This window comes from Paenibacillus camerounensis, assembly GCF_000723885.1.
Taxonomy (GTDB): domain Bacteria; phylum Bacillota; class Bacilli; order Paenibacillales; family Paenibacillaceae; genus Paenibacillus_AQ; species Paenibacillus_AQ camerounensis.
The window spans coordinates 1-23,027 of record NZ_CCDG010000083.1 but is presented as its reverse complement, the minus strand read 5'-3'; the positions used below and the strand labels follow the sequence as shown (position 1 = coordinate 23,027).

Below are 23,027 nucleotides of genomic sequence, written 5' to 3'. Positions count from 1 at the left end.
CCTTTCGTTCATCATAACTAATGGAGTCGCTCTCTATTAAAACGGTAGTGCGGCCGTTCTGCGGCAGGTTTTCAGCCTCCTCTTCGGCGGGGCCATTCACTAGACCTTTTATTTTGCAGCCAAAGCGCGTTTGAAATCTCTCAACCTTGGATATGCTAGAAATAGAGACAAGGCAAAGGGGAGTGAACGGGTTATGAGACAAATTCTGCTCATTACTGACGGCTGTTCGAACGTGGGGGAAAGTCCGGTGATGGCTGCGGCGCATGCCCGGCAGGAGGGAATCACCGTTAATGTTGTCGGCGTTATCGATTATGGGACAATCGGAGAGCTGGGCAGCAGGGAAATTGCTGACATTGCCAAGGCAGGCGGAGGCCTAAGCCGGATTGTCGGGACGCCGCAGCTGGCGCAGACGATGCAGATGATGACGCGCAAAACCGTGGTTCAGACCATTCAGCAGGCGGTTAATAAAGAGGTAAAAAAAATACTGGGTGAAGGCTCGCTCGAGGATTTGCCTCCGGCCAAACGTTCCCAGGTGGTTAATGTAGTGGATGAGCTTACGGAGACTACGTCTCTGCGCATTGCGCTGCTAATCGATGCCAGTGCCAGCATGAAGCCCAAGCTTCCGGCAGTGGAGGAAGCCATCCGCGATTTGGCGCTCAGCCTGGAAGCGCGCGAAGGGCAAAGCGAAATTGCCGTGTTCCATTTTCCCGGGCGCAGCAGCAGCGAGGATGCGGCGCTGGATATGGACTGGAGCAGTGATGTATCGGCGGTACGCTCACTCTTCAGCAGAATGAAGATGAGGGGGGCTACTCCGACAGGACCGGCAATTTTCAGGGTGCTTGAGCATTACCGATATGATAAACTGGATGAACACCGTGACCGCCTTGAGCGCGGGGAACGCGATGAACGAGAAGGGATGATTGGTGGGTATGTCGTCTAATCCACCCTATCCAGTAGGCACAGTAATTACAGGCAAATGGCGGGGCAACCGCTATGTCGTCGAACGGATGCTGGGAAAAGGGGCGAACGGAACCGTATATCTCGTGCAGCGGGAAGGCCGACGGGAGAAGTATGCGCTAAAGGTAGGTAACGATACGCTTGAGCTGCAGTCGGAGATCAATGTGCTGACCACCCTTCAATCCTGCCGCAAACGCAGTGAGCACCGGGCACGCCGTGAATCTCCGCTATCCTCATATTTACTGGAATCCGATGATTTCAAAGATGGCGTGAATGAGCCCTTCTATGTTATGCGTTATGTTGAGGGAAGGCCGCTGCATCATTTTCTCTCCAGGCACGGCGCATCCTGGCTTGGACTGGTCGGTCTCCGGGTACTGGAGAAGCTGGAGACGCTGCATGAATGCGGCTTTGTCTTTGGCGATTTGAAGCCGGAGAATGTGATGGTGTCTGATTATGGTGAAGCTGAGCTGATTGATTACGGAGGGGCAAGTCCCATCGGCCGAAGCGTCAAGCAGTTTACCGAATGGCATGACCGCGGCTTCTGGAATGCCGGCAGCCGCACGGGGGATGAGAACTATGACCTGTTTTCTTTTGCTGTATTATGCCTGCGCCTTTTAAATGAGGGCGGACTGAAAGTCTGTGCCCAGCAGCTGCCTCAGACGCGGAGCGTGGATGATCTCATGAAGCTGGCCCGAAATCTTCCGGATAAGAAGCTCTCCTCCTGGCTTTGCCTGGCGCTAAAGGGCGGATTTCCCGGATCGGCACAAGCGTCGGCGGTCTGGAAACAGCATATTTATGGGCAGCACAAGCCGGAGAGACAGGCTGCAGTCACACCGCGCTGGCTTAAGAATGCTTTTGCATTATCGTTATTTGTACTGGTCTTTACGATTTACTGGGTAATCCGGTTTTGACATTATACATAAGATCAACAGGCAGGAAAGGAATCCGCAGATGGAGCAGATGAAAGAACTGGTGCAGTCCGTAATGGAGTCCGCGGCCGAGCATGAGCTGTGGGCGCCCCATGACACCTTAGTAGTCGCAGTTTCCGGAGGACCGGACTCTGTGGCTCTTTTGCGTATCCTGTATGAAATTTCGCGGAAATGGACACCGCTAAAGCTGGTATGTGCCCATGTTAACCACGGCTTCAGGGAGGAGTCTGCCGGAGAAGCTGAATTTGTCCGCAGCATTGCCGAGGAGCTGGGATTGCCGTTCGAGCTGGCAGAGTTCGATATTCCAGCTATGGCAAAGGACAGCGGTCTCGGACCGGAGGGAACCGCAAGGGAGAAGCGGTATGCTTTTCTGATCGAAACGGCACTTCGTTACGGTGCGCGAGCAGTCGCACTGGCCCATCATGCGGATGACCAGGCGGAGACGGTGCTTATGCGGCTGCTGCGGGGAAGCGGTTCCGGGGGGCTTGCCGGAATGCGCTGGAAACGGACCGAAAAAAAGGTGGAACTCATCCGGCCCTTTCTTCGTATTAACAAAACAGCTCTTACCGGCCTATGCCAAGAGCAGGGGTATAACTACGTTCTGGATGCCAGTAATCTGCTGACGCATTACACGCGTAATGCAGTACGGCTGGATCTGCTGCCCATGCTGGAGAAATACAATCCTAGGGTGAAGCAGTCCCTGCTGCAGCTGTCCGAAATTACCGGGGCGGAAGATGAGTACATGGAGGCGAATGCGCTAAAATGCTTCCAGGAGCTTGTTTTGGCGGAGCATGGAAAATACACCTTGAAAAGAGCTTCATTTGCAGCGCTGCCGTCCGCTTTACAACGGCGTTTGATTAAACTAATATTAAATTATCTGTCGGCGGATGCATTATCACCCGATTTTTCCAAGATCGAAGCAGTACGCCGGGGAACGCTGCAGGAACAACCCACCGGATGGAATCTGGATTTGGGCGGGGGACTGATCTGTGTGCGGCAGTATGATACAATTTTATTCTCGTCCAAGCCTCAGCCTCGGAAGGTTAGCTATACATATCGGTTGTCTTTGCCGTATTCCCGCCTTAACATTGAGGAGATTGGAAAAGCAATGACGATGACGGTGCTGGAGAGGGAAAGCTTTGCTTTACAGGGGGAGGATTCCGGGAAGACATCAGCCTGGTTTGACAGTGATGAGCTGGCCATGCCGCTGACCGTCCGTTCCCGATTGCCTGGAGATACCATAAGGGTTATGGGATTAAACGGAAGCAAAAAGGTAAAAGATATTTACATTGATGATAAAATACCTTCTTCCGAACGCTCTGTGATTCCCCTTGTTTGTGATGCTGCAGGCAATATCGTCTGGATTCCGGGCGTTAGGCGCTCGATGCATGCCGCAGTAGGGCGGCACACGGCCTCGGTTCTGCTCTTGACTCTGGAAGAACTGGAGAAAAGTGAAGAAGCGTAATGGTCGAAGTAAGTCTTTCATAGTATAACTTAGGAGGTTCGCAAGTTGCAGAATGATATTCAGGAAATCTTGATCAGCGAAGAGGAAATTCAACAAAGAATCAGGGAGCTTGGCGCCCAGCTGAGCGAAGAATACGCAGGACGCACGCCTTTAGTGATTTGTGTACTCAAAGGCGCGTTTATCTTTATGGCAGATCTGGTTAAAGTCATTACAGTACCTGTTGAAATGGACTTTATGGCGGTATCCAGCTACGGTGGTACGACTAAGTCGTCCGGCATCGTCAAAATCATTAAGGATTTGGATACTTCGGTAGAAGGACGCGATGTTCTGATTGTAGAGGACATTATCGACAGTGGCCTCACGCTCAGCTACTTGATTGACATGCTGCAGGGACGGAACGCCGCTTCCATTAAAGTAGTGACCCTGTTCGACAAGCCTTCAGGCCGCGCAGTTACCCTAGAAGCCGAATATACCGGCTTTGTGATTCCTGATGCCTTCCTGGTAGGCTACGGTCTGGACTATGCCGAGCTATACCGGAACCTCCCTTATGTCGGTGTGCTGAAGCCTGAAGTTTACACTAAATAATCGATTCGACAGCCTTAGATCTAAGGATCAGATTCCCGGACCTGACGTTATTTGAGGACCCCGGGCAGGCTATGGTACAATAACTTGAGCGTTGTGAGAGGAGGTAGGGGATGAATCGGTTCATCCGGAATTCTGGTTTTTATTTGATTTTATTTTTAGTCGTGGTGGGCATTGTCCAGTTTGTAAGCAATGGAAATGAATCCGCCGATTTCCCTAGATACGATGAGTTGCGGCAGGAGATCAAGACTAACAATGTGAAGAGCATGACGATTCAGTTTGAAGGCAACGCCTTCCTGGTTACCGGTGAATACAAAAATTTACCGGCTGATACCAAATCGAAAAACTTCTCCACATATGTTCCTCCTACAGATGCAGCGATCAATGAGCTCATTGCCGCCAGTGATTCCAATGGCGTTGAGCTGACCCAGAAGAAAATGGAAGGTGACAGCATCTGGCTGACATTCCTTTCTTCCATTATCCCGCTGGTTATTATGTTCATCCTGTTCTTCTTCCTGTTCAACAATGCACAGGGCGGCGGCGGCAAAGTGATGAACTTTGGTAAGAGCAAAGCCCGCCTGTACAATGAAGAAAAGAAGAAGATCAGCTTCGAAGATGTTGCCGGTGCGGATGAAGAGAAGCAGGAGCTTGTCGAAGTTGTTGAATTCCTTAAGGACCCGCGCAAGTTCGCTGCAGTGGGTGCCCGTATCCCTAAAGGTGTGCTGCTCGTTGGCCCTCCGGGTACAGGTAAAACGCTCTTGGCCCGTGCAGTAGCCGGTGAAGCAGGCGTTCCATTCTTCAGTATTTCCGGTTCCGACTTTGTAGAAATGTTTGTCGGTGTCGGTGCTTCCCGTGTACGTGACCTGTTCGAGAACGCCAAGAAGAATGCTCCATGTATCATCTTCATTGATGAAATTGATGCAGTGGGCCGTCAACGCGGCGCCGGACTCGGCGGCGGACATGATGAACGCGAACAGACGCTCAACCAATTGCTCGTTGAAATGGACGGCTTTGGCGGTAACGAGGGCATTATTATCGTCGCGGCAACCAACCGCGCAGACATACTGGATCCGGCGTTGCTGCGTCCGGGACGTTTTGACCGTCAGATTACAGTTGACCGCCCTGACGTGAAGGGCCGTGAAGCTGTACTGAAGGTTCATTCCCGCAACAAACCGCTGACCAAGGATGTTAGGCTGGATGTCATCGCGAAGCGCACTACCGGATTTACCGGTGCGGACCTGGAGAACCTGCTTAATGAAGCAGCCCTGCTCGCCGCCCGCCGTAACCGTAAGGATATCGGCATGCGCGAAGTAGATGAAGCGATTGACCGTGTAATCGTCGGTACCGAGAAACGCAGCCGTATTATCAGCGACCGCGAGAAGCGCATCGTGGCTTACCACGAAGCAGGCCACACGATTGCCGGTTACTTCCTGGAGCATGCGGATATGGTTCACAAGGTTACTATTATCCCGCGCGGACGTGCAGGCGGATATGTCATTATGCTTCCGAAGGAAGACCGGATGCTGGTTACCAAGCAGGAACTGCTTGATAAGGTAACCGGACTCCTCGGCGGACGTGTTGCCGAAGAGATGTTCATCGGTGAAATCGGAACGGGTGCATACAGTGACTTCCAGCAGGCAACAAGTATCGTGCGCAGCATGATTATGCAGTACGGTATGAGTGATAAGCTGGGACCCATGCAGTTCGGCACATCGCAGGGTCAGGTATTCCTGGGCCGCGATATCGGGCACGAGCAGAACTACAGTGATTCCATCGCTTATGAAATCGATCAGGAAATGCAGAACTTTATCCGCAGCTGCTATGAGCGCTGCCGTGAGCTTCTGACTAAGCATTCCAAGGAAATGCATCTGATTGCGAACACTCTTCTTGAGAAAGAAACACTGGAACTTGATCAGATCAGAGAACTGATTGAGCAGGGCTTCCTTACTGAAGACGGAGAACCATCAGAGGATTCAGGTGTAACTCATGAGGCAGGAGAACCTGTTATTGATTCTATCGGCGACGTTCGTGTCCGCATTCAGGGCAAGACCGATGAAACACCTTCCACTTTGCCTGATTTGACTAAAGACATTCCGAACAAGCCGGACTCCGGAGACGGAAATGATCCGGACGGCAACAATAAAGACGGAGGCGGCAACCTCGTCTAACCTAATGTAAAGTAAGCCTGAAAGATCGGCCACCGGAGAACCAATTGGTTCTCCGGTTTTTTTTATGGAGTAATAGGCTGGGGGCATGCTTTTTCATTAATTGTCATTCTGACTTTTTATTATCCCGCGGGTATACTGAATCAGAACCGTTACATTGACAGTGGGGAATACGTTGTGTACATTAGTGATTAACTATTAAATTATTGTAAATTCATAAAGCAGGCATAGAAGCCATCAGAATTAAGGGGGAGAATTAACCGTGGAAGCTCTGGCGCTTGAGCGCAAGCAGGAACAGAATCGTGAACTTCGTGGGCGCCTCGAACAGCTTAAGAAGGAACGCAATGCCATTATTTTAGCTCATTATTATCAGCGTGATGAAATACAGGAAGTGGCAGATTTCCGTGGGGATTCTTTTTTACTGGCCCAAAAGGCAGCGCAGACAGATGCAGAAGTCATCGTATTCTGCGGCGTTCATTTCATGGGAGAAAGCGCTAAAATTCTTGCTCCGAACAAAACGGTCATTATTCCTGACGAACGCGCCGGCTGTCCTATGGCTGATATGGTTAATGTAGATGGACTCCGCAGGCTCAAGGCTCAGCATCCTAACGCTAAAGTCGTAACCTATATTAACTCGTCAGCTGAGATCAAGGCAGAGACAGATATTTGCTGTACCTCTGCTAATGCGGTCAGAGTCATCGAGTCACTGGATGCGGAAGAGATTATCTGGGTACCTGACAAAAATCTGGGCCATTACGTTCAGGAGAAAACCGGCAAGAAGCTGATTATCTGGGAAGGCTACTGTAACACCCATGATATGCTTACGGTGAAAGATGTTATTGAGATGAAGGCTAAATATCCGGAGGCTGAATTTGTAGTTCATCCGGAGTGCCGTCCTGAAGTTGTTGCAATGGGAGACTATGTAGGCAGCACCACCTCAATCATCGATTATTGCCGGAAATCGGACCGCCGGCAGTTCATCGTTGGAACAGAGGACGGAACTGGCTACCAGCTGCGTTTGGACAGTCCGGATAAGGAATTCCACTTTGCGACAAAATTCCTTGTCTGCCCTAATATGAAAGTAAATAATCTAAAAAAACTGGTGAAATGCCTGGAGACGATGAAGCCGCAGATTTACGTACCGCCTGCTGTCGCCGACAAAGCCAGAACCTCCTTAGAGCGCATGCTACAAGTCCGGTAGCATGCGCTACTCTTTCGTTGAAACAGGTGAATAGCGGTCATGATTCCACAATATTTAGTAGATTTCGATGTTCACGGGCTGCCTACAGTTAAAACCGATGTTATTGTTATCGGATCAGGTATAGCGGGTTTGTTCACTGCGATTAAGGCCGCTGAGGACCGGAAGGTTATCGTGATTACCAAGAAGTCGCTGATGGAGAGCAATACCCGGTATGCACAGGGCGGGATTGCTGCGGTATTCTCCAAAGAGGATTCGCCGGCATACCACCGGCAGGATACTCTGCTGGCTGGCGCCGGGCTTAACTCCTCATCGGCAGTCGATGTCTTGGTTCATGAAGGGCCTGCAGGTGTGCACGAGCTAATCCGGCTGGGCACTATATTTGATGAGGAGAACGGTGTATTGGCTTTAACCCAGGAAGGCGCGCATAGCCACCGCCGTATTTTACATGCCAACGGAGATGCTACCGGATACGAAATTGTACGTGCACTTATAGAGCAGGTGAAGCAGGAAGAGAATATAGAGGTCTGGGATGATCATTTTGTCATCGATCTGATTACGGAGAACAGCGAATGTGCAGGTGCACTGGTGCTGCGGCCTAACGGGGAGCGGCTGTTCCTGCAGGCGGACGCCACTGTGCTCTGCTCTGGAGGGGCAGGCCAGTTGTACCGCTATACCACCAACCCTGAAGTAGCCACCGGTGACGGGGTTGCAATTGCTTACCGGGCAGGAGCCCATGTGCGCGATATGGAATTTATCCAGTTCCATCCGACAGCACTGAGCTATCCCGGAGCACCGCGCTTTCTGATCTCGGAGGCATTGCGCGGAGAGGGGGCAGTACTGCGCAACATTCACGGAGAACGCTTTATGGAGCGGTATCATGAACTGCTTGAGCTTGCGCCGCGGGATATTGTGGCCCGGGCTATTGTCAGTGAGATGGAGCTGACCAAATCAACCTTTGTATACCTTGATATCACTCACGAACCGGCCGATATGGTGAAGCATCGTTTTCCGACCATTTATGAGACCTGTATGGGTTACGGGCTTGATATTACAAGTGACTGGATTCCGGTGGCTCCTGCTGCGCATTATATGATGGGAGGCATTAAAACCGATCTGAACGGGGAAAGCAATATCGCCCGGCTGTTTGCCTGTGGAGAGGTTTCATCAACGGGAGTACAGGGAGCTAACCGGCTGGCCAGCAACTCTTTGTCAGAAGCTATTGTATTCGGACGGAGGATAACAGAACGCATCCGCGGGCTTGCTCCGGCCGACTGGACCAGTCTCTCTGCCGGCTGCAATGAGGACCGTACAGAACAGCCGACCCAGGCTATTGTAGAGCGCCGGCTGAAGCTGCAGAAGGTGATGGTACGTTATGCCGGTCTTCGGCGTAATGAGGGAATGCTTAATAAAGGGCTGGATGAGCTGAAGCGGCAGCTGCCGATTTTCAGTGCTGCACTCACCAGACGTGAGGAATATGAGTTCGCCAATATGCTCACCTGCTGCCTGCTGATTACAGAATCTGCTTTGGCACGGCAGGAGAGCCGCGGAGCCCATTACCGGGAGGATTATCCGCTGCGGGATGATGCAAACTGGCAGAAACATTTACTCCAGATCCGTGATCTGGGCATAGTGGAGGAATTTAGCGATGATGTTTAACGGTTATAATGAAGAGCTGGTGCAATTGATCAAGAGCTGGCTCCAGGAGGATGTAGGCTCCGGTGATATTACAACCCGGACAACGATACCGGCAGGACATGAATCCAAGGGTATTATCCATGTGAAGGAAGCCGGAGTAATCTGCGGTCTGCCTGTTGCCGAGCTGGTATTTGAGGTGGTCGACCCGTCACTCAGATTTACGACTCTGGTTCAGGAAGGCCAGAATGTATCTAAAGGAACGGTAATTGCCGAGGTGGAAGGAAGTACGCATGCCATTCTCACCGGTGAGCGGCTTGCGCTTAACTTAATGCAGCGGTTATCGGGTGTTGCTACCCGGACTGCCGCTTTTGTAGAGGAGCTTAACGGTCTAAAGACAAGGCTGGTGGATACACGCAAGACGACGCCGGGTCACCGCATGCTGGAGAAGTACGCTGTCCGTGTCGGGGGTGGAGCGAATCACCGGTTCGGTCTATATGATGCTGTAATGATTAAGGACAACCATATCAAGGGAGCCGGCGGCATTCTTCAGGCAGTCAGCCGGGCCCGGGCAAATATTCCGCATACAATGACCATTGAAGTGGAGACAGAGAGCCTTGAGCAGGTGGAAGAGGCGCTTGCAGCCGGTGCAGATATTATTATGCTGGACAATATGGCGCCTGATCTGATGAAGGAAGCAGTCCGGAGAATTAAGATCAAAGCCCCGCATGTCAAAACAGAAGCTTCAGGCAACGTGTCGCTTGATACCATACGCGCTATTGCTGAATCTGGTGTGGATGTGATTTCTGTAGGCCGGCTGACGTATTCCTTTAACAGCCTGGATATCAGCCTGGATCTGAACGCCCGGAAGGAGGGAACGCTCTCATGATGCTTGCAGTCGATATCGGCAATACTAACATCGTACTCGGCATATACCGGAAGCGTGAACTGCTGCATCATTTCCGGCTCAGTACGGCCCGCCAGTCTACAGTTGATGAATACGGCGTACTGATTCATAATCTGTTCCAAATGTCGAATATTTCGTTCAAGGACGTCGAAGGTGTCATTATCTCGTCTGTCGTGCCTCCGCTCGTTCAAGTTATTGTGGAGATGTGTGTAAAATATATCGGTAAAGATCCGCTGCTTGTTGGTCCCGGTATTAAGACCGGTCTTAACCTGCGGTATGAGAACCCGCGCGAGGTGGGGGCAGACCGGATTGTAAATGCAGTAGCTGCTATTGAGCAATATAAATGTCCGCTTGTGGTAGTAGACTTCGGGACAGCGACTACATTCGACTGTATCGATGCCGGCGCTAACTATCTGGGCGGGGCCATTGTTCCGGGGCTTGGAATTTCGACCGAGGCCTTGTACCAGCGGGCATCCAAGCTGCCGCGCATTGAGCTGGAGAAGCCCAAGAAGGTGATCGGGCGTAATACCGTACATGCTATGCAGGCCGGAATTATTTTTGGCTATGCCGGGCAGGTTGAGGGAATTGTACGGAGAATCAAGCAGGAGATGAACGCACCCGTGCTGAAGGTTATCGCAACCGGAGGGCTGGCTACACTTATTGCCGGAGAGACGGATTGCATAGATGAAGTGAACCCGATGCTTACACTTGAAGGTCTGCGTATTATTTATGACCGTAACCAATAAAGATAAAGAAGCCTGAATCAGGCTCAGAGACAGGGAGGGTATGACCCAATGGATAATAAAAAGGACCGGCTGGTACGGGGAACTGCACTCCATGGCAGAGTGAGAGCATTTGCTGTCCGCACGACAGAGCTTGTTGATGAGCTGCGGCGCAGACATGACACGTACCCGACAGCCACGGCTGCGCTGGGCCGTACAGCAACCGCTGCAGCTATGATGGGCGCCATGCTTAAGGGAGAAGAGAAGCTAACGGTAATGGTTAAAGGCAACGGGCCGATTGGACAGATTACCGCTGAGTCTAATGCCCGCGGGGGAGTGCGGGGTTATGTAAGCAATCCGCATGTTCACTTGCCAAGTAACAGCCTTGGGAAGCTGGACGTTGCAGGCGCTGTGGGAACGGAAGGGTTCATTGATGTAAGCAAGGATTTGGGGCTTAAAGAGCCGTACCGCGGCAGTGTACCCATTGTTTCCGGCGAGCTGGGCGATGATTTTACTTACTACTTTGCCATTTCTGAACAGACACCGGCAGCGGTAGGGCTTGGCGTACTCGTTGAGACTGATAACTCAGTCCGTGTAGCAGGCGGCTTCATTATTCAGCTGCTTCCGGGTCTTACGGATGCTGAAATCAGCGAAATTGAGCAGACACTGAGCACGATGCCTTCTGTTACGGCACTGCTGGATCAGGGACTGGAGCCTGAGGAGATGCTGGCCTATCTTTTGCCGGATGCGGTTATTCTTGACGGGCTTGATATTGCGTTTAAGTGTCAATGCTCGCGTGAGCGGGTTGAGCAGACTCTGATCAGTCTGGGTGAGGCCGAGCTGGAGCGGTTAATTGAAGAGGATGATGAGGCGGAGGTTGTATGCCATTTTTGCAACGAAGCCTATTTATTTAAGAAGGACGAAATGCAGGCGATCCTAGATCAAGCAAGATCGTAGGGCCATGCGATGATGACTAGACAGGAGCGTGTGCTGCGAAATGTCGTTGTTATCCTTGCAATTGGCACTATGGTACTTGGCGGACTGCTCTTCTGGAGCCTGCGGGCTGTGGCTGTTCTCAAGGGAGATGCTGCGGAGGGAGAACCGGCAGACATTGCCACTGCTGGCGGACAGCCGGTAACAGACCGTGAGTGGATGGATGAGCTGACCAAAAAACATGGAGATGAAGTGCTGCTGTCCATGCTCAATCACATTGTGGTCGGTAAGGAAGCCGAAGCGCTTGGCATCACTGTAACGGTTGATGATATTGAAGAAGAGCTTCTGCGCAGCATGGCCGGATACGGTTCTGAGGAGCAGTATTACGCACAAATGCTGTCAGAGCTCGGATTGTCCCGTCATGAGGTGCGCGAAGAGACGGTTTACCGGCTTACGCTTCGGGCAGTGGCAACGGCAGGCATAACAATAAGCGATGCGGCAATTAATCAATATCTGCTGGAGAATGCAGAACGTTTTACGCCCAAGAAACAGCTGCAGCTATCCATAATCAGGGTGGATACTTACGAAGAGGCAGGTCTTGTAATGGACCGTCTGGAGGAGGGCGAGGATTTCGCTGCTGTGGCTGGGGAAGTCTCGACGGATGCTGAAAGCAGAGAACACGGCGGGAGCATCGGGACGGTGGAGGAAGATGATCCGTTCTGGCCGTCCGAGCTGCTGAGGACAGCAGCCGGGCTTGAAGCCGGTGACATTGCAGGCCCGCTGCCTGCCGGCGAGGACTATGCTGTAATCCGGGTAGAGCGGATTGTTGAGCCTCCCGGGACGGATATGACAGAAGTCCGGGAACAGGTAAGGCAACAGCTGGCACTGGAGCAGGCCGCTCCGCTGCAGCAGGTGGAAAGCGACCTGCGCAAGAAATATGATACAGCGATATATATTGACAATGGCCTGCAAGATTGATAATATGAGGATAAATGTAAAACCTACTTATTTAGTCGGGAATGATCGGCGGCAGAAGACACAAGACAGCCGCTATACAGCGTTATGACTTGGTGCTGCGGTACGGATATCCTGGTGAAGGTATTCCATACTGAAGACAATTGTCACAAGTTACGTACTCATATATCATTTACTATTCCAAGGAGGTTTTTTGCTCATGGCTAAAGTCGTTAACAGTGTAACAGATCTGATCGGTGGCACCCCGCTCGTCCGTCTGAACCGCCTTGCCCCGGAAGGTTCAGCAGAGATTTATTTGAAGCTGGAATATCAGAACCCGGGCTCCAGCGTTAAAGACCGTATTGCCCTCAGCATCGTTGAAGAGGCTGAGAAGGAAGGTCTGCTTAAGCCGGGCGGAACGATTGTGGAAGCTACAAGCGGCAATACCGGTATCGGGCTTGCGCTGGTTGCGGCTGCCAAAGGCTACAAAGCGATCATTGTTATGCCTGAAACGATGAGCCTTGAGCGCCGTAACCTGCTTCGTGCCTATGGTGCAGAACTTGTACTGACTCCGGGCTCCGAAGGAATGAACGGTGCGGTTAAGAAAGCCGAGCAGATCCTGGCTGAGAATCCGGATTACTTCCTTGCAGATCAGTTTAAGAATAAAGCCAATCTTAAGATTCACCTTGAAACTACGGGTCCTGAGATCGTGGAAGCAATCGAATCCATCGGCGGACCTCTGGATGCCTTTGTTGCCGGTATCGGTACAGGCGGAACGATCTCCGGTGCAGGCGAAGTGCTGAAGAAGCAATATCCTGGAGTGAAGGTTTATGCTGTAGAGCCTGCAGCATCCCCGATTCTGGCCGGCGGTAAGCCGGGTCCGCACAAAATCCAGGGGATCGGTGCTAACTTCATCCCTGAGATTCTCAACCAGAACGTCTATGACGAGATTATTCATGTTGAGAATGATGAAGCATTTGAAACAGCACGCCGTGTAGCTAAAGAAGAAGGCGTATTGTCCGGTATTTCCTCCGGCGCTGCTGTCTTCGCAGCTCTGAAGGTTGCAAAGGAGCTGGGTGCGGGCAAAAAAGTGGTTGTAGTTATTCCAAGTAACGGTGAGCGTTACCTGAGCACACCGCTTTACAACTTCGAAGTTTAATAACAGACAGATATTAACGGGAGCCTTCCTATCCGCTTGCACAGGGATAGTGAAGGTTCTTTTTGGTATATGCTGTAGATAAGGATACAGCGATGCATACCGTAAAAATGATTTTGTGAAGAATCCGGTCCATTTTTGCAGGAAATCATCATCCGGGGCTTTCAAAGCCGCGCGAAGTACAGTATACTGACAGGCAATATACGATGAACGAAGCGAGTTTTGCTGCGGAGTAGAACAAAGAAGCATCAGCTTCACAAAACTTAAGCATATGCTTTCGAGGCAAGTTTTGCTGCGAAGTAGGACAAAGAAGCATCAGCTTCACAAAACTTTTAGGAGGATGGCTTTGGAGATCTTAACAGCGTATCAGGATTGGGAACAATGGGCTGACGGGAGCTGGAGCCTTCTGCCCTTAATTATACGAACGGCCGGGAATCAGTCTGGTCTTCCGGCAACATGGATAAGCGCCTGGAAGCAGGCTTCACCTTATTCGGTGGTACTGGAGAGCGGAAAGGGAGGCCGGTATACCTATTTAGGACTGCAGCCTGTTTCTGTACTGGAAGGAAAGGCCGGGCGGGCTGAAGTGCTTACGTTACCGCGGATGGCAGCAGACAATGCTCCAGCTCAACCGGTGCCTTCGGAGCTGCAGGGCAAACCGCTTGATGTGCTGCATAGCTGGATGAAGCCCTATTCATCGCCGCGTATGGAGCTGCCGGAGCTGCCGCCGTTTGCCGGAGGCTGCATCGGATTTCTCGGCTATGATGTAGTCCGCTCTCTTGAGGAGCTGCCTTCACTGGCTGCGGACAATCCTGGATTCCCTGATTATTTGTTTATGCGTTTTGAAGAGCTCTGGATCTACGATCACGAGGACAACAGCCTTTATTGCACGGTCCATGTTCCGGTGGCTGATAATTCCAGACGTTATCCGCCTGCCCTGAAGGCTCAATATGCAGCAGCAGCGGCACGTGCAGAAGAGATGCTAGAGGAGTGGAAGCAGCTTTGCAGCGCGCCGGTGCCTGAAGAGTACTCGCAGAAGGAAAGCGGACGCATCATCGCTGCAATCGAAGAGAACGTGAGCCTGTCGGGACAATGGCCCGGTATGCGGTCAGCCTTCTCTTCTGAACAATTCCAGCAGGCTGTGCTGGATGTTCAGGAATACATCCGCCAGGGCGATGTATTCCAGGTGAACCTCTCCCTGCGCCAGGAGGCGCAGCTGAAATCCCCGCCGGAGGATGTTTATGAATGGCTGCGCAGGCTCAACCCATCCCCGTACATGGGGCTGCTCCGCTCGCCCGGATTCGCGCTCTCCAGCGCATCGCCGGAGCTGCTTGTCAAGCTGCACGGGGACAAGGTCTCGGCACGCCCCATTGCCGGCACCCGGCGCCGGGGGCTGACTCCCGCGGAAGACGCCGCCATGGAGGCGGAGCTGCGCGGGAGCGAGAAGGAGATCGCCGAGCATATTATGCTTGTCGATCTGGAGCGCAACGACATCGGACGTGTCGCTGCGTACGGGTCGGTCAGCGTGCCTGAGCTGCTGACCGTGGAGCGATACTCGCATGTGATGCATCTCGTCTCGCAGGTGGAGGGGCGCATCGCCTCCGGCAAGGATGCTTATAATGTGATGGCCGCCTTGTTCCCCGGCGGCACGATTACCGGCGCGCCCAAGGTGCGCACGATGGAGATCATCGAAGAGCTGGAGCCGGTACGCAGGGGGCCGTATACAGGCTCTATGGGCTGGATTGACTATAACGGCAATATGGAATTAAATATTATAATAAGGACACTGGCAGTGAAAGACGGGACAGGCTATATTCAGACAGGTGCGGGAATTGTGATTGATTCTGAGCCGTACCGTGAATACCGGGAGTGCCATAACAAAGCCAAAGCAGTGGTCAAGGCGGTTCTCTGCAGTGAGCTGCAGCATGAATCCCAGGCCGCTAGCAGAGCCAAAGGGGGAGCAGCATTATGATCTTGGTCATCGATAACTATGATTCCTTTACGTATAACCTGGTGCAGTACTTGGGAGAGCTTGGGGAAGACGTAAAGGTGCACCGCAATGATGAGATTACAATCGGGGGGATTGAGGCTATGGCGCCCGATCATATCCTGATTTCACCGGGACCGTGTACGCCGAATGAAGCGGGGATCAGCCTTGAGCTGCTGCAGCACTTTAAGGGCGTAATTCCGATTTTTGGCGTATGTCTGGGACACCAGGCAATCGGACAGGCCTTTGGCGGAAATGTGATTCGTGCGGAGCGTCTGATGCACGGCAAAACATCGCCGATCCACCATAACGGCACCTCTGTCTTCGAGGGCATGGAATCGCCGTTCACGGCTACAAGATATCACTCGCTGATTGTTGAACGGGAGAGCCTGCCGGACTGCCTGGAGATTACTGCGGAGACAGCCGAAGGTGAGATTATGGCGCTGCGCCATAAAGAATACCCGATTGAAGGTGTGCAGTTCCATCCGGAATCCATCATTACCGATCATGGCCATACAATGCTCCGCAACTTCCTGAAACGGAGAGCCGGAGAGCCGGTATGAAATATATAGGATTGAACCATCAAGCAGTTGAAGCCAAAGACGCCGTGGTGTCCGCTCTGGATCACGGCTTTTTGTACGGGATGGGCCTGTTTGAGACCTTCCGTACCTATGGCGGTACTCCTTTTCTGCTGCATCGGCATTTAGAAAGACTATCTGCCGGCTGCAGACAGCTTGGCATTCCATTGGATGCAGATGAAGCCGCTCTCGGTAAATGGATTAAGCAGGTAATGGAGGCGAACGGCCTGCAGGAAGCATATATCCGCTATACTGTTACCGCAGGAGAAGATATATTGGGTCTTCCGGCGGGAGAGTACCGCCAGCCTAACCACCTGCTGTATATTAAGGAGCTGCCAAAGCTGGACCCGGCACTGTACCTGGAAGGCAAGGGGCTGCAATTACTGAGCACACCGCGCAATACGCCGGAAGGGCCGGTGAGGCTGAAATCACTGCACTACATGAATAACATTCTGGCTAAGCGTGAGCTTGCCGGATACGTCTCAGCCGCCGGCGGAGCAGAAGGGCTAATGCTGACCGGACAAGGCTATATTGCCGAGGGAATAGTCAGCAACATCTTTTACGTTAAAGATGACGTGCTGTATACCCCTGATATCAGGGCAGGAATTCTTCCGGGAATTACCCGGGAAATGGTGCTCGCGCTGGCTCCGGAAGCTGGTCTACAGGCAGAACAAGGCTTCTACCGCTGGGAGCAGCTGCTGGAGGCTGATGAGATATTTGTGACGAACTCCATACAGGAGATTGTTCCGGTAACTATGCTGTGGCAGGGCAACGAGCCTTTTCAAGCAGGTAAAGGTTTTTGTGGAAGATACACAGCCGGGCTGATCAGATTGTACAGAGAAAGGACGGAGGCCTGAGATGAAACCTGTTATTTATAAGCGGACCTATCATTTTCCAGACAGCACCCTCACCTTGGGCAGCCGGACATTGATTATGGGTATCCTGAATGTGACACCGGATTCCTTTTCGGACGGAGGATTGTGGGCCGATCCTGACCGGGCGGTGGAGCATGCGCTGCAGATGGCTGCAGAAGGAGCAGATATTATTGATATAGGCGGAGAATCTACGCGGCCGGGGCATGAGCCGGTGAGTATGCAGGAGGAGCTGGACCGGATACTGCCGGTTATTAAAAGCATTCACCGCGCAGCCCCCCGACTGATCCTTTCTATAGATACGTATAAGGCGGAGGTTGCCCGTCAGGCTATTCAGGCGGGAGCACATATCATCAATGATGTATGGGGGGCAAAAGCGGACCCGGATATGGCACAGGCAGCTGCGGAAGCGGGCTGTCCGATTATTCTGATGCATAACCGCCATGACCGTAACTATCAGAATCTGAAGGCCGATATGGCGGCTGATCTGCAGGAAAGCATCGAGCTGGCATTAGCGGCAGGCGTCGATCCGGGCAATATTATTCTTGATCCGGGAATCGGCTTTGCCAAGGATTATACAGAGAATCTGCAGGCAATGATGGCGCTGGACAGTCTGTCTGCTATGGGCTATCCTGTATTACTGGCCACCTCACGCAAAAAATTCATCCGCACTGTTCTGGAGCTTCCGGCAGATGATGTAATCGAGGGAACTGCTGCAACAGTGGCCTTTGGAATCGCCCAGGGCTGTCAGATCGTGCGGGTGCACGATGTAGCCAGAATTAAACGTACTGTGCAGATGTGCGATGCGATGCTGTACTCCTCCTCCCTGCAGGTGCGGGAATAGTCCCGGTGCAAGAGAAGGATTATTTTAACTAAAAGGCAGGTACTCTATATGGATAAAATGAAGCTGCACCGCATGGAATACTACGGATATCATGGCGTGTTTGAAGAGGAGCGTAAGCTTGGGCAGCGTTACTACGTTGATCTGGAGCTTGAGCTTGACCTTCAGGCGGCAGGGCAGAATGATGATCTGACCCAGACTGTGAATTACGCCGAAGTGCATTACACCGTGAAAAATATTGTCGAAACAATGTCCTTTAAGTTAATTGAAGCTTTGGCGGAACATATTGCATCCGCGTTACTGGACACTTATACTATTATCAATGCGGTAACGGTTAAGGTGACCAAGCCGCACCCGCCGTTCGACATTCATTTTCAGGGTGTGACCGTAGAGCTGCGCAGAACGAGAAAGTGAGACAGGTCCATGAACATACATTCCACCTCTGAGGCATCAGAGGCTTATATTGCTTTAGGGGCGAATTTGGGTAACCGTGAGGGTACGCTGAAGGAAGCTTTACAGAGGCTCGACCGGCATGAGGCAATCGAAGTTGTCCGCTGTTCCAGCATATATGAGACAGAGCCGGTCGGGTACCTCGATCAGCCGCAGTTTTTGAATATGGCAGCTGCACTCCGTACTACGCTTGCACCGGAAGCGCTGCTTCAGGCGATGCTGGAGATTGAGAACCAGCTCGGCCGTGTACGTGATATCCGTTACGGTCCGCGGACGGTTGATCTGGATTTATTATGGGTAGACGGCCAGACCTTAGACACACCTGAGTTAACACTGCCGCATCCGCGGATGATGGAGCGGGCATTTGTATTGGTTCCCCTGAGTGACATAGTCCCGCAGGATGATTCACAGTCGCTCCTCCATGGAAAGCTGACAGCGGCGCTTCAAGATTTGGACGGAAAGGAAGGAATGCGCTTGTGGACATCAAAAGAATGGGAAGACGGGTCAGAGCATTCCGGAAGCTAAAAGGCTTCACCCAACAGCAGCTGGCGGATTCTGTCGGAATTTCTCTTGCCGTGCTGGGTGCGGTGGAGAGGGGAAACCGACGTTTAGAGGATAAAATTTTAAATAAAATTGCGGACGTTCTCGGTATTTCAGCCGAAGAACTGGCCGATCCCGCTCTTTAAGACAGAGCTCCTTGATGCGGATGGCATTTATATACAACAATATTTTGAGGAAGTGAATTGCATGCTGAAAATCGGCGGTATTGAAATGAAGAACCAGGTCGTTTTGGCACCGATGGCCGGCGTATGTAATCCGGCATTCCGCCTGATTGCCAAAGAATTCGGCACAGGCCTGGTCTGTGCCGAAATGGTTAGTGATAAGGCGATCCTGCACGGTAACAAGCGTACGCGCGAGATGCTGTTTGTCGATGAGCGGGAGAAGCCGCTTAGCCTGCAAATTTTTGGCGGTGACCGGGCGTCACTGGTTGAAGCGGCTAAGGTTGTCGATAAGGAGACCAATGCGGATATTATTGATATTAACATGGGCTGTCCTGTACCCAAGGTGACGAAATGTGATGCCGGCGCCCGCTGGCTTTTGAACCCTGACAAGATTTACGAGATGGTATCGGCTGTTGTAGAAGCGGTTGATAAGCCGGTTACCGTGAAAATGCGGATCGGCTGGGACAGCGAGCATATCTTTGTCGAGGAGAATGCTCGCGCAGTTGAACGTGCCGGAGGACAGGCGGTCAGTGTACACGGCCGTACCCGTGAGCAGCTCTACACCGGGCGTGCCGACTGGAAGTATATCAAGATGGCAAAAGAGGCTGTTTCCATTCCGGTTATAGGCAATGGTGATGTTAATACCCCTGAGGATGCGCGGGCGATGCTCGACCAGACCGGCTGTGACGGCGTAATGATCGGCCGCGGCGCATTGGGCAACCCATGGATGCTATACCGGACCGTGCAGTATTTGAGTACAGGCGAGCTGATGCCCGAACCTGGAGCAGAAGAGAAGATTAAGGTAGCTATTCTGCATATGGACCGTCTGATCGCCCTCAAGGGAGAAGCGGTGGCTGTCCGCGAAATGCGTAAGCACCTGGCCTGGTACCTCAAAGGCTTCAGGGCTGCGGCACGGGTAAAGGATCACATTATGGAGGGAACCGAGCGGGATGAGATGGTGCGGATATTGCATGATTTTGTCGACCAGCTTAGAGACGAAGAGGATCAGGACACCGGAGCTGCGCTTATGGCGTTGTAATGTCATATGAATAAGAGGGACGGATGCAGGCTTAGCATCGGTCCCTTTTTTCCAGGAGCAGAAATCTCAATGGGGTATTCAATTGTCACTAACCGGGGGCCTTTCCGTCAGTCTGCCCTTTCCTGCGGAGATTCCCGCTCCCGATGCTTTGGCGATTAAGGTACTTTTACAGAGGAAATGCCCGAATTAACAGTGTTTCCTGTACGTCATTGACATTTAGTAACGGTTCCAATATAATTTCACAGTATAAAATCGCCGTTACAGCAGCGTTAATGCAGCATGGAGGGTTCTGATCCCTCTGGATTCGCATATAGTATGGTGTTTTCAATAAATGTATACGACAGGAGAATCGGTTAAGATGAGCGAGAAAGAAGTCATCCTTACGCCGGACGGACTTAAACGTCTGGAAGAAGAACTGGAGACCCTCAAATCTGTTAAGCGCCGTGAAGTGGCTGAACGGATTAAAGTGGCAATCGGATACGGAGATATTAGCGAGAACTCGGAGTATGAGGATGCAAAGAACGAGCAGGCTTTTATTGAAGGCCGTATTATCACTTTGGAGAAAATGCTCCGCAACGCCCGGATTATCAACAGCGACGAAATTGTTACTGATGTGGTAAGTGTCGGAGTAACCGTCAGTGTTGAAGATCTGGAATATGGTGACGTAATGGAATATACGATCGTTGGGACAGCTGAATCCGATCCGCTTAACAATAAAATCTCCAACGAAAGTCCGGTAGGCAGAGCCATTATGGGTAAAAAAATCGGCACTGTCGTCGATGTCAGTGTTCCTGCAGGCGTCATTCAATATAAAATTCTTGATATCACAATGAAGTAACTAACCGTTACACCCCTGAAAGCTTCCTTAGGGAAGCTTTTTTCGGATTTCTACTGAAACGGACTGCCCTGCTCCATGAGGGGGCTCCGTTTCTTCTTATGTATATGACATGATGGTTTTAGAGAGGATGAATGAACATGACTGAGGAATTAAATACGGTTGAGACTTCGGAGAAAGAGCTTAGTGAGCTGCTGCGGATCCGCCGGGCCAAATTGGACGAGCTGCGTGCGCTGGGAATTGATCCGTTCGGCAAGAAATATGAGCGTACAGCAGGAGCCGGGGATCTTCTGGCCAAATACGACGGACAAACCAAAGAAGAGCTGGACGAGCTTAATCTGGATGTAAGCATTGCCGGACGTATTATGGCTAAGCGGGTTATGGGAAAAGCGAGCTTCGCCCACATCCAGGACCTGAGCGGAAAAATTCAGATTTATGTGCGTCAGGACAGCATTCCTGAAGAACAGTATGCTGCCTTTAACGTGCTTGATCTGGGAGATATCATCGGAGTACGCGGAACCGTGTTCAAGACGAAGACAGGGGAGACCTCGATCAAAGCAAGCAATCTGGAGGTGCTGTCCAAATCCCTGCTTCCGCTGCCTGAGAAATATCACGGGCTCAAGGATGTCGAGCTGCGCTACCGTCAGCGCTATGTTGATCTGATCATTAACCCTGAGGTACAGCAGACGTTCATTGCACGCTCGCGGATTATCCAGTCGATGCGCCGTTATCTGGACTCCCTTGGCTATCTTGAGGTTGAAACGCCTACACTGCATGCAATTGCTGGGGGCGCTGCTGCCCGTCCATTCATCACTCACCACAATACATTGGACATGCAGCTGTATATGCGGATCGCTATCGAGCTTCACTTGAAGCGCCTGATTGTCGGCGGTCTGGAGAAGGTCTACGAAATCGGCCGTGTTTACCGTAATGAAGGAATCTCCACACGCCACAACCCTGAGTTTACGATGATTGAGCTGTACGAGGCTTATGCTGACTACAAAGACATCATGCAGCTGACTGAGAATATGATTGCCCATATTGCTCAAGAGGTGCTTGGCAGCCAGAAAATTAACTATCAGGGCCAGGAAGTTGATCTGTCACCGGGATGGCGTCGGGTTACTATGGTTGATGCCGTCAAAGAAGTGACCGGCGTTGACTTTGGCGTTCATATGTCTGATGAGGAAGCTCAGCGTCTGGCTAAGGAGCACCGCGTTCCGGTTGAAAAGCACATGACATTCGGCCACATTCTGAATGCCTTCTTCGAGCAGTTTGTAGAAGAAACACTTATCCAGCCTACATTTGTTATGGGGCATCCGGTTGAAATCTCGCCGCTGGCGAAGAAAAATGATCTTGATCCGCGGTTCACAGACCGTTTTGAGCTGTTTATTGTAGCCCGTGAACATGCCAACGCGTTCAGTGAGCTTAATGACCCGATTGACCAGCGTCAGCGTTTTGAAGCACAGATTCACGAGAAAGAGCAGGGTAACGATGAGGCTCATGAGATGGATGATGACTTCATCCGTGCGCTTGAATACGGCATGCCGCCAACAGGCGGGCTTGGAATCGGCGTAGACCGTCTGATTATGCTGCTTACTAATGCGGCCTCTATCCGTGATGTACTGCTGTTCCCGCATATGCGGAACAAAGACTAATCTAATAATGTTGAGAAGGGGCTGCGTCAGCAGCCCCTTCAGTTTATAAGGCTTAGCGGTATTTTCAATTAGCATCAGTTATTTTAAAATAATGCTTGCATTAAATATCTGTACATGATATATTCTATATCTGGCCGCGAAACGCTTAAAAGCGTCGAAGCTAAGCTCGAAAAAAGAAATTAAAAAAGAGCTTGCAACGAACGACCGGATGTGATATAGTATAAGAGTCGCTGCTGACGAGAACATCGAAGGCAATGACGAGCTTGATCTTTGAAAACTGAACAACGAGTGAGTATCTGGAGATCACTTCGGTGAGATCCAAAAGTAGAGAATGCAAATTCTCGTCAGATGTTTCAAAATGAGCAATCGCTCTTTTCGATAGTTTTCGGAAGGTTATTTCCTCGAAGTCATTCGGGTGAAGTGGACGTCCGGAAAAACCTTATTGGAG

Annotated in this window: 22 protein-coding genes; all 22 read left to right on the top strand. The window is 51.5% G+C overall.

The genetic code is table 11. The features are described from left to right. The first annotated feature begins 193 nt into the window (after window positions 1-193). The 22 genes from BN3772_RS26555 to lysS all read left to right on the top strand — a co-directional run bounded on the left by BN3772_RS26555 (window position 194) and on the right by lysS (window position 22,579). A complete protein-coding gene (locus BN3772_RS26555) occupies window positions 194-940 on the top strand; it encodes a vWA domain-containing protein (RefSeq protein WP_042203360.1) in 747 nt (248 codons plus the stop codon). Beyond that, window positions 930-1,868 (top strand): serine/threonine protein kinase, encoded by a 939-nt coding sequence (locus tag BN3772_RS26550; protein WP_042203359.1) that lies wholly within the window; start codon window positions 930-932, stop codon window positions 1,866-1,868. The genes BN3772_RS26555 and BN3772_RS26550 overlap by 11 nt, the downstream gene beginning before the upstream one ends. A gap of 40 nt (window positions 1,869-1,908) precedes the next feature. Further along, entirely contained in the window at window positions 1,909-3,351 is a 1,443-nt protein-coding gene (gene tilS, locus BN3772_RS26545) for a tRNA lysidine(34) synthetase TilS (protein WP_042203358.1), read from the top strand. 45 nt (window positions 3,352-3,396) lie between these two features. Continuing rightward, entirely contained in the window at window positions 3,397-3,936 is a 540-nt protein-coding gene (gene hpt / locus BN3772_RS26540) for a hypoxanthine phosphoribosyltransferase (protein WP_042171874.1), read from the top strand. 110 nt (window positions 3,937-4,046) lie between these two features. Next, a complete protein-coding gene (gene ftsH, locus BN3772_RS26535) occupies window positions 4,047-6,101 on the top strand; it encodes an ATP-dependent zinc metalloprotease FtsH (RefSeq protein WP_042203357.1) in 2,055 nt (684 codons plus the stop codon). A gap of 259 nt (window positions 6,102-6,360) precedes the next feature. Continuing rightward, window positions 6,361-7,299, top strand: a complete 939-nt coding sequence (gene nadA / locus BN3772_RS26530; protein WP_042171876.1) for a quinolinate synthase NadA — start codon at window positions 6,361-6,363, stop codon at window positions 7,297-7,299. 39 nt (window positions 7,300-7,338) lie between these two features. Continuing rightward, on the top strand, window positions 7,339-8,955 hold the full coding sequence (nadB, locus tag BN3772_RS26525) for an L-aspartate oxidase (protein WP_042203356.1): 1,617 nt from the start codon (window positions 7,339-7,341) through the stop codon (window positions 8,953-8,955). Next, window positions 8,945-9,820, top strand: coding sequence for a carboxylating nicotinate-nucleotide diphosphorylase (gene nadC, locus BN3772_RS26520; RefSeq protein ID WP_042203354.1), 876 nt, complete (start codon window positions 8,945-8,947; stop codon window positions 9,818-9,820). Before nadB ends, nadC begins: the two co-directional genes overlap by 11 nt. Continuing rightward, window positions 9,817-10,584 carry a type III pantothenate kinase gene (locus BN3772_RS26515; protein WP_042171879.1) on the top strand — a complete coding sequence of 256 codons (768 nt, stop codon included), beginning with the start codon at window positions 9,817-9,819 and terminating at the stop codon, window positions 10,582-10,584. The genes nadC and BN3772_RS26515 overlap by 4 nt, the downstream gene beginning before the upstream one ends. 48 nt (window positions 10,585-10,632) lie before the next feature. Next, window positions 10,633-11,517, top strand: a complete 885-nt coding sequence (hslO, locus tag BN3772_RS26510; RefSeq protein WP_042203352.1) for an Hsp33 family molecular chaperone HslO — start codon at window positions 10,633-10,635, stop codon at window positions 11,515-11,517. Between the two features lie 9 nt (window positions 11,518-11,526). Beyond that, complete coding sequence (locus tag BN3772_RS26505) at window positions 11,527-12,471, top strand: peptidyl-prolyl cis-trans isomerase (RefSeq protein WP_086074773.1); 945 nt, start codon at window positions 11,527-11,529, stop codon at window positions 12,469-12,471. Window positions 12,472-12,667: 196 nt separating this feature from the next. After that, on the top strand, window positions 12,668-13,606 hold the full coding sequence (gene cysK, locus BN3772_RS26500) for a cysteine synthase A (RefSeq protein ID WP_042171883.1): 939 nt from the start codon (window positions 12,668-12,670) through the stop codon (window positions 13,604-13,606). Between the two features lie 343 nt (window positions 13,607-13,949). After that, window positions 13,950-15,572 (top strand): anthranilate synthase component I family protein, encoded by a 1,623-nt coding sequence (locus tag BN3772_RS26495; protein ID WP_244444848.1) that lies wholly within the window; start codon window positions 13,950-13,952, stop codon window positions 15,570-15,572. Next, window positions 15,569-16,150 carry an aminodeoxychorismate/anthranilate synthase component II gene (pabA, locus tag BN3772_RS26490; RefSeq protein ID WP_042203349.1) on the top strand — a complete coding sequence of 194 codons (582 nt, stop codon included), beginning with the start codon at window positions 15,569-15,571 and terminating at the stop codon, window positions 16,148-16,150. Before BN3772_RS26495 ends, pabA begins: the two co-directional genes overlap by 4 nt. Beyond that, window positions 16,147-17,022 (top strand): aminotransferase class IV, encoded by an 876-nt coding sequence (locus BN3772_RS26485; RefSeq protein WP_042203348.1) that lies wholly within the window; start codon window positions 16,147-16,149, stop codon window positions 17,020-17,022. The genes pabA and BN3772_RS26485 overlap by 4 nt, the downstream gene beginning before the upstream one ends. A gap of 1 nt (window position 17,023) precedes the next feature. After that, window positions 17,024-17,881 (top strand): dihydropteroate synthase, encoded by an 858-nt coding sequence (gene folP / locus BN3772_RS26480; RefSeq protein ID WP_042203347.1) that lies wholly within the window; start codon window positions 17,024-17,026, stop codon window positions 17,879-17,881. A 48-nt stretch (window positions 17,882-17,929) separates the two neighbouring features. Further along, complete coding sequence (folB, locus tag BN3772_RS26475) at window positions 17,930-18,292, top strand: dihydroneopterin aldolase (RefSeq protein WP_042203346.1); 363 nt, start codon at window positions 17,930-17,932, stop codon at window positions 18,290-18,292. A gap of 9 nt (window positions 18,293-18,301) precedes the next feature. Next, on the top strand, window positions 18,302-18,853 hold the full coding sequence (gene folK / locus BN3772_RS26470; protein WP_042203345.1) for a 2-amino-4-hydroxy-6-hydroxymethyldihydropteridine diphosphokinase: 552 nt from the start codon (window positions 18,302-18,304) through the stop codon (window positions 18,851-18,853). Continuing rightward, complete coding sequence (locus tag BN3772_RS26465; RefSeq protein ID WP_042171895.1) at window positions 18,805-19,014, top strand: helix-turn-helix domain-containing protein; 210 nt, start codon at window positions 18,805-18,807, stop codon at window positions 19,012-19,014. Before folK ends, BN3772_RS26465 begins: the two co-directional genes overlap by 49 nt. 61 nt (window positions 19,015-19,075) lie before the next feature. Beyond that, on the top strand, window positions 19,076-20,089 hold the full coding sequence (dusB, locus tag BN3772_RS26460; protein WP_042203344.1) for a tRNA dihydrouridine synthase DusB: 1,014 nt from the start codon (window positions 19,076-19,078) through the stop codon (window positions 20,087-20,089). Window positions 20,090-20,447: 358 nt separating this feature from the next. Continuing rightward, entirely contained in the window at window positions 20,448-20,927 is a 480-nt protein-coding gene (greA, locus tag BN3772_RS26455; RefSeq protein ID WP_042171900.1) for a transcription elongation factor GreA, read from the top strand. Window positions 20,928-21,064: 137 nt separating this feature from the next. Further along, the gene (lysS, locus tag BN3772_RS26450) at window positions 21,065-22,579 is read left to right on the top strand and encodes a lysine--tRNA ligase (protein WP_042203343.1); all 1,515 of its coding nucleotides are present in this window, start codon (window positions 21,065-21,067) and stop codon (window positions 22,577-22,579) included. The last annotated feature ends 448 nt before the right edge of the window (window positions 22,580-23,027 follow it).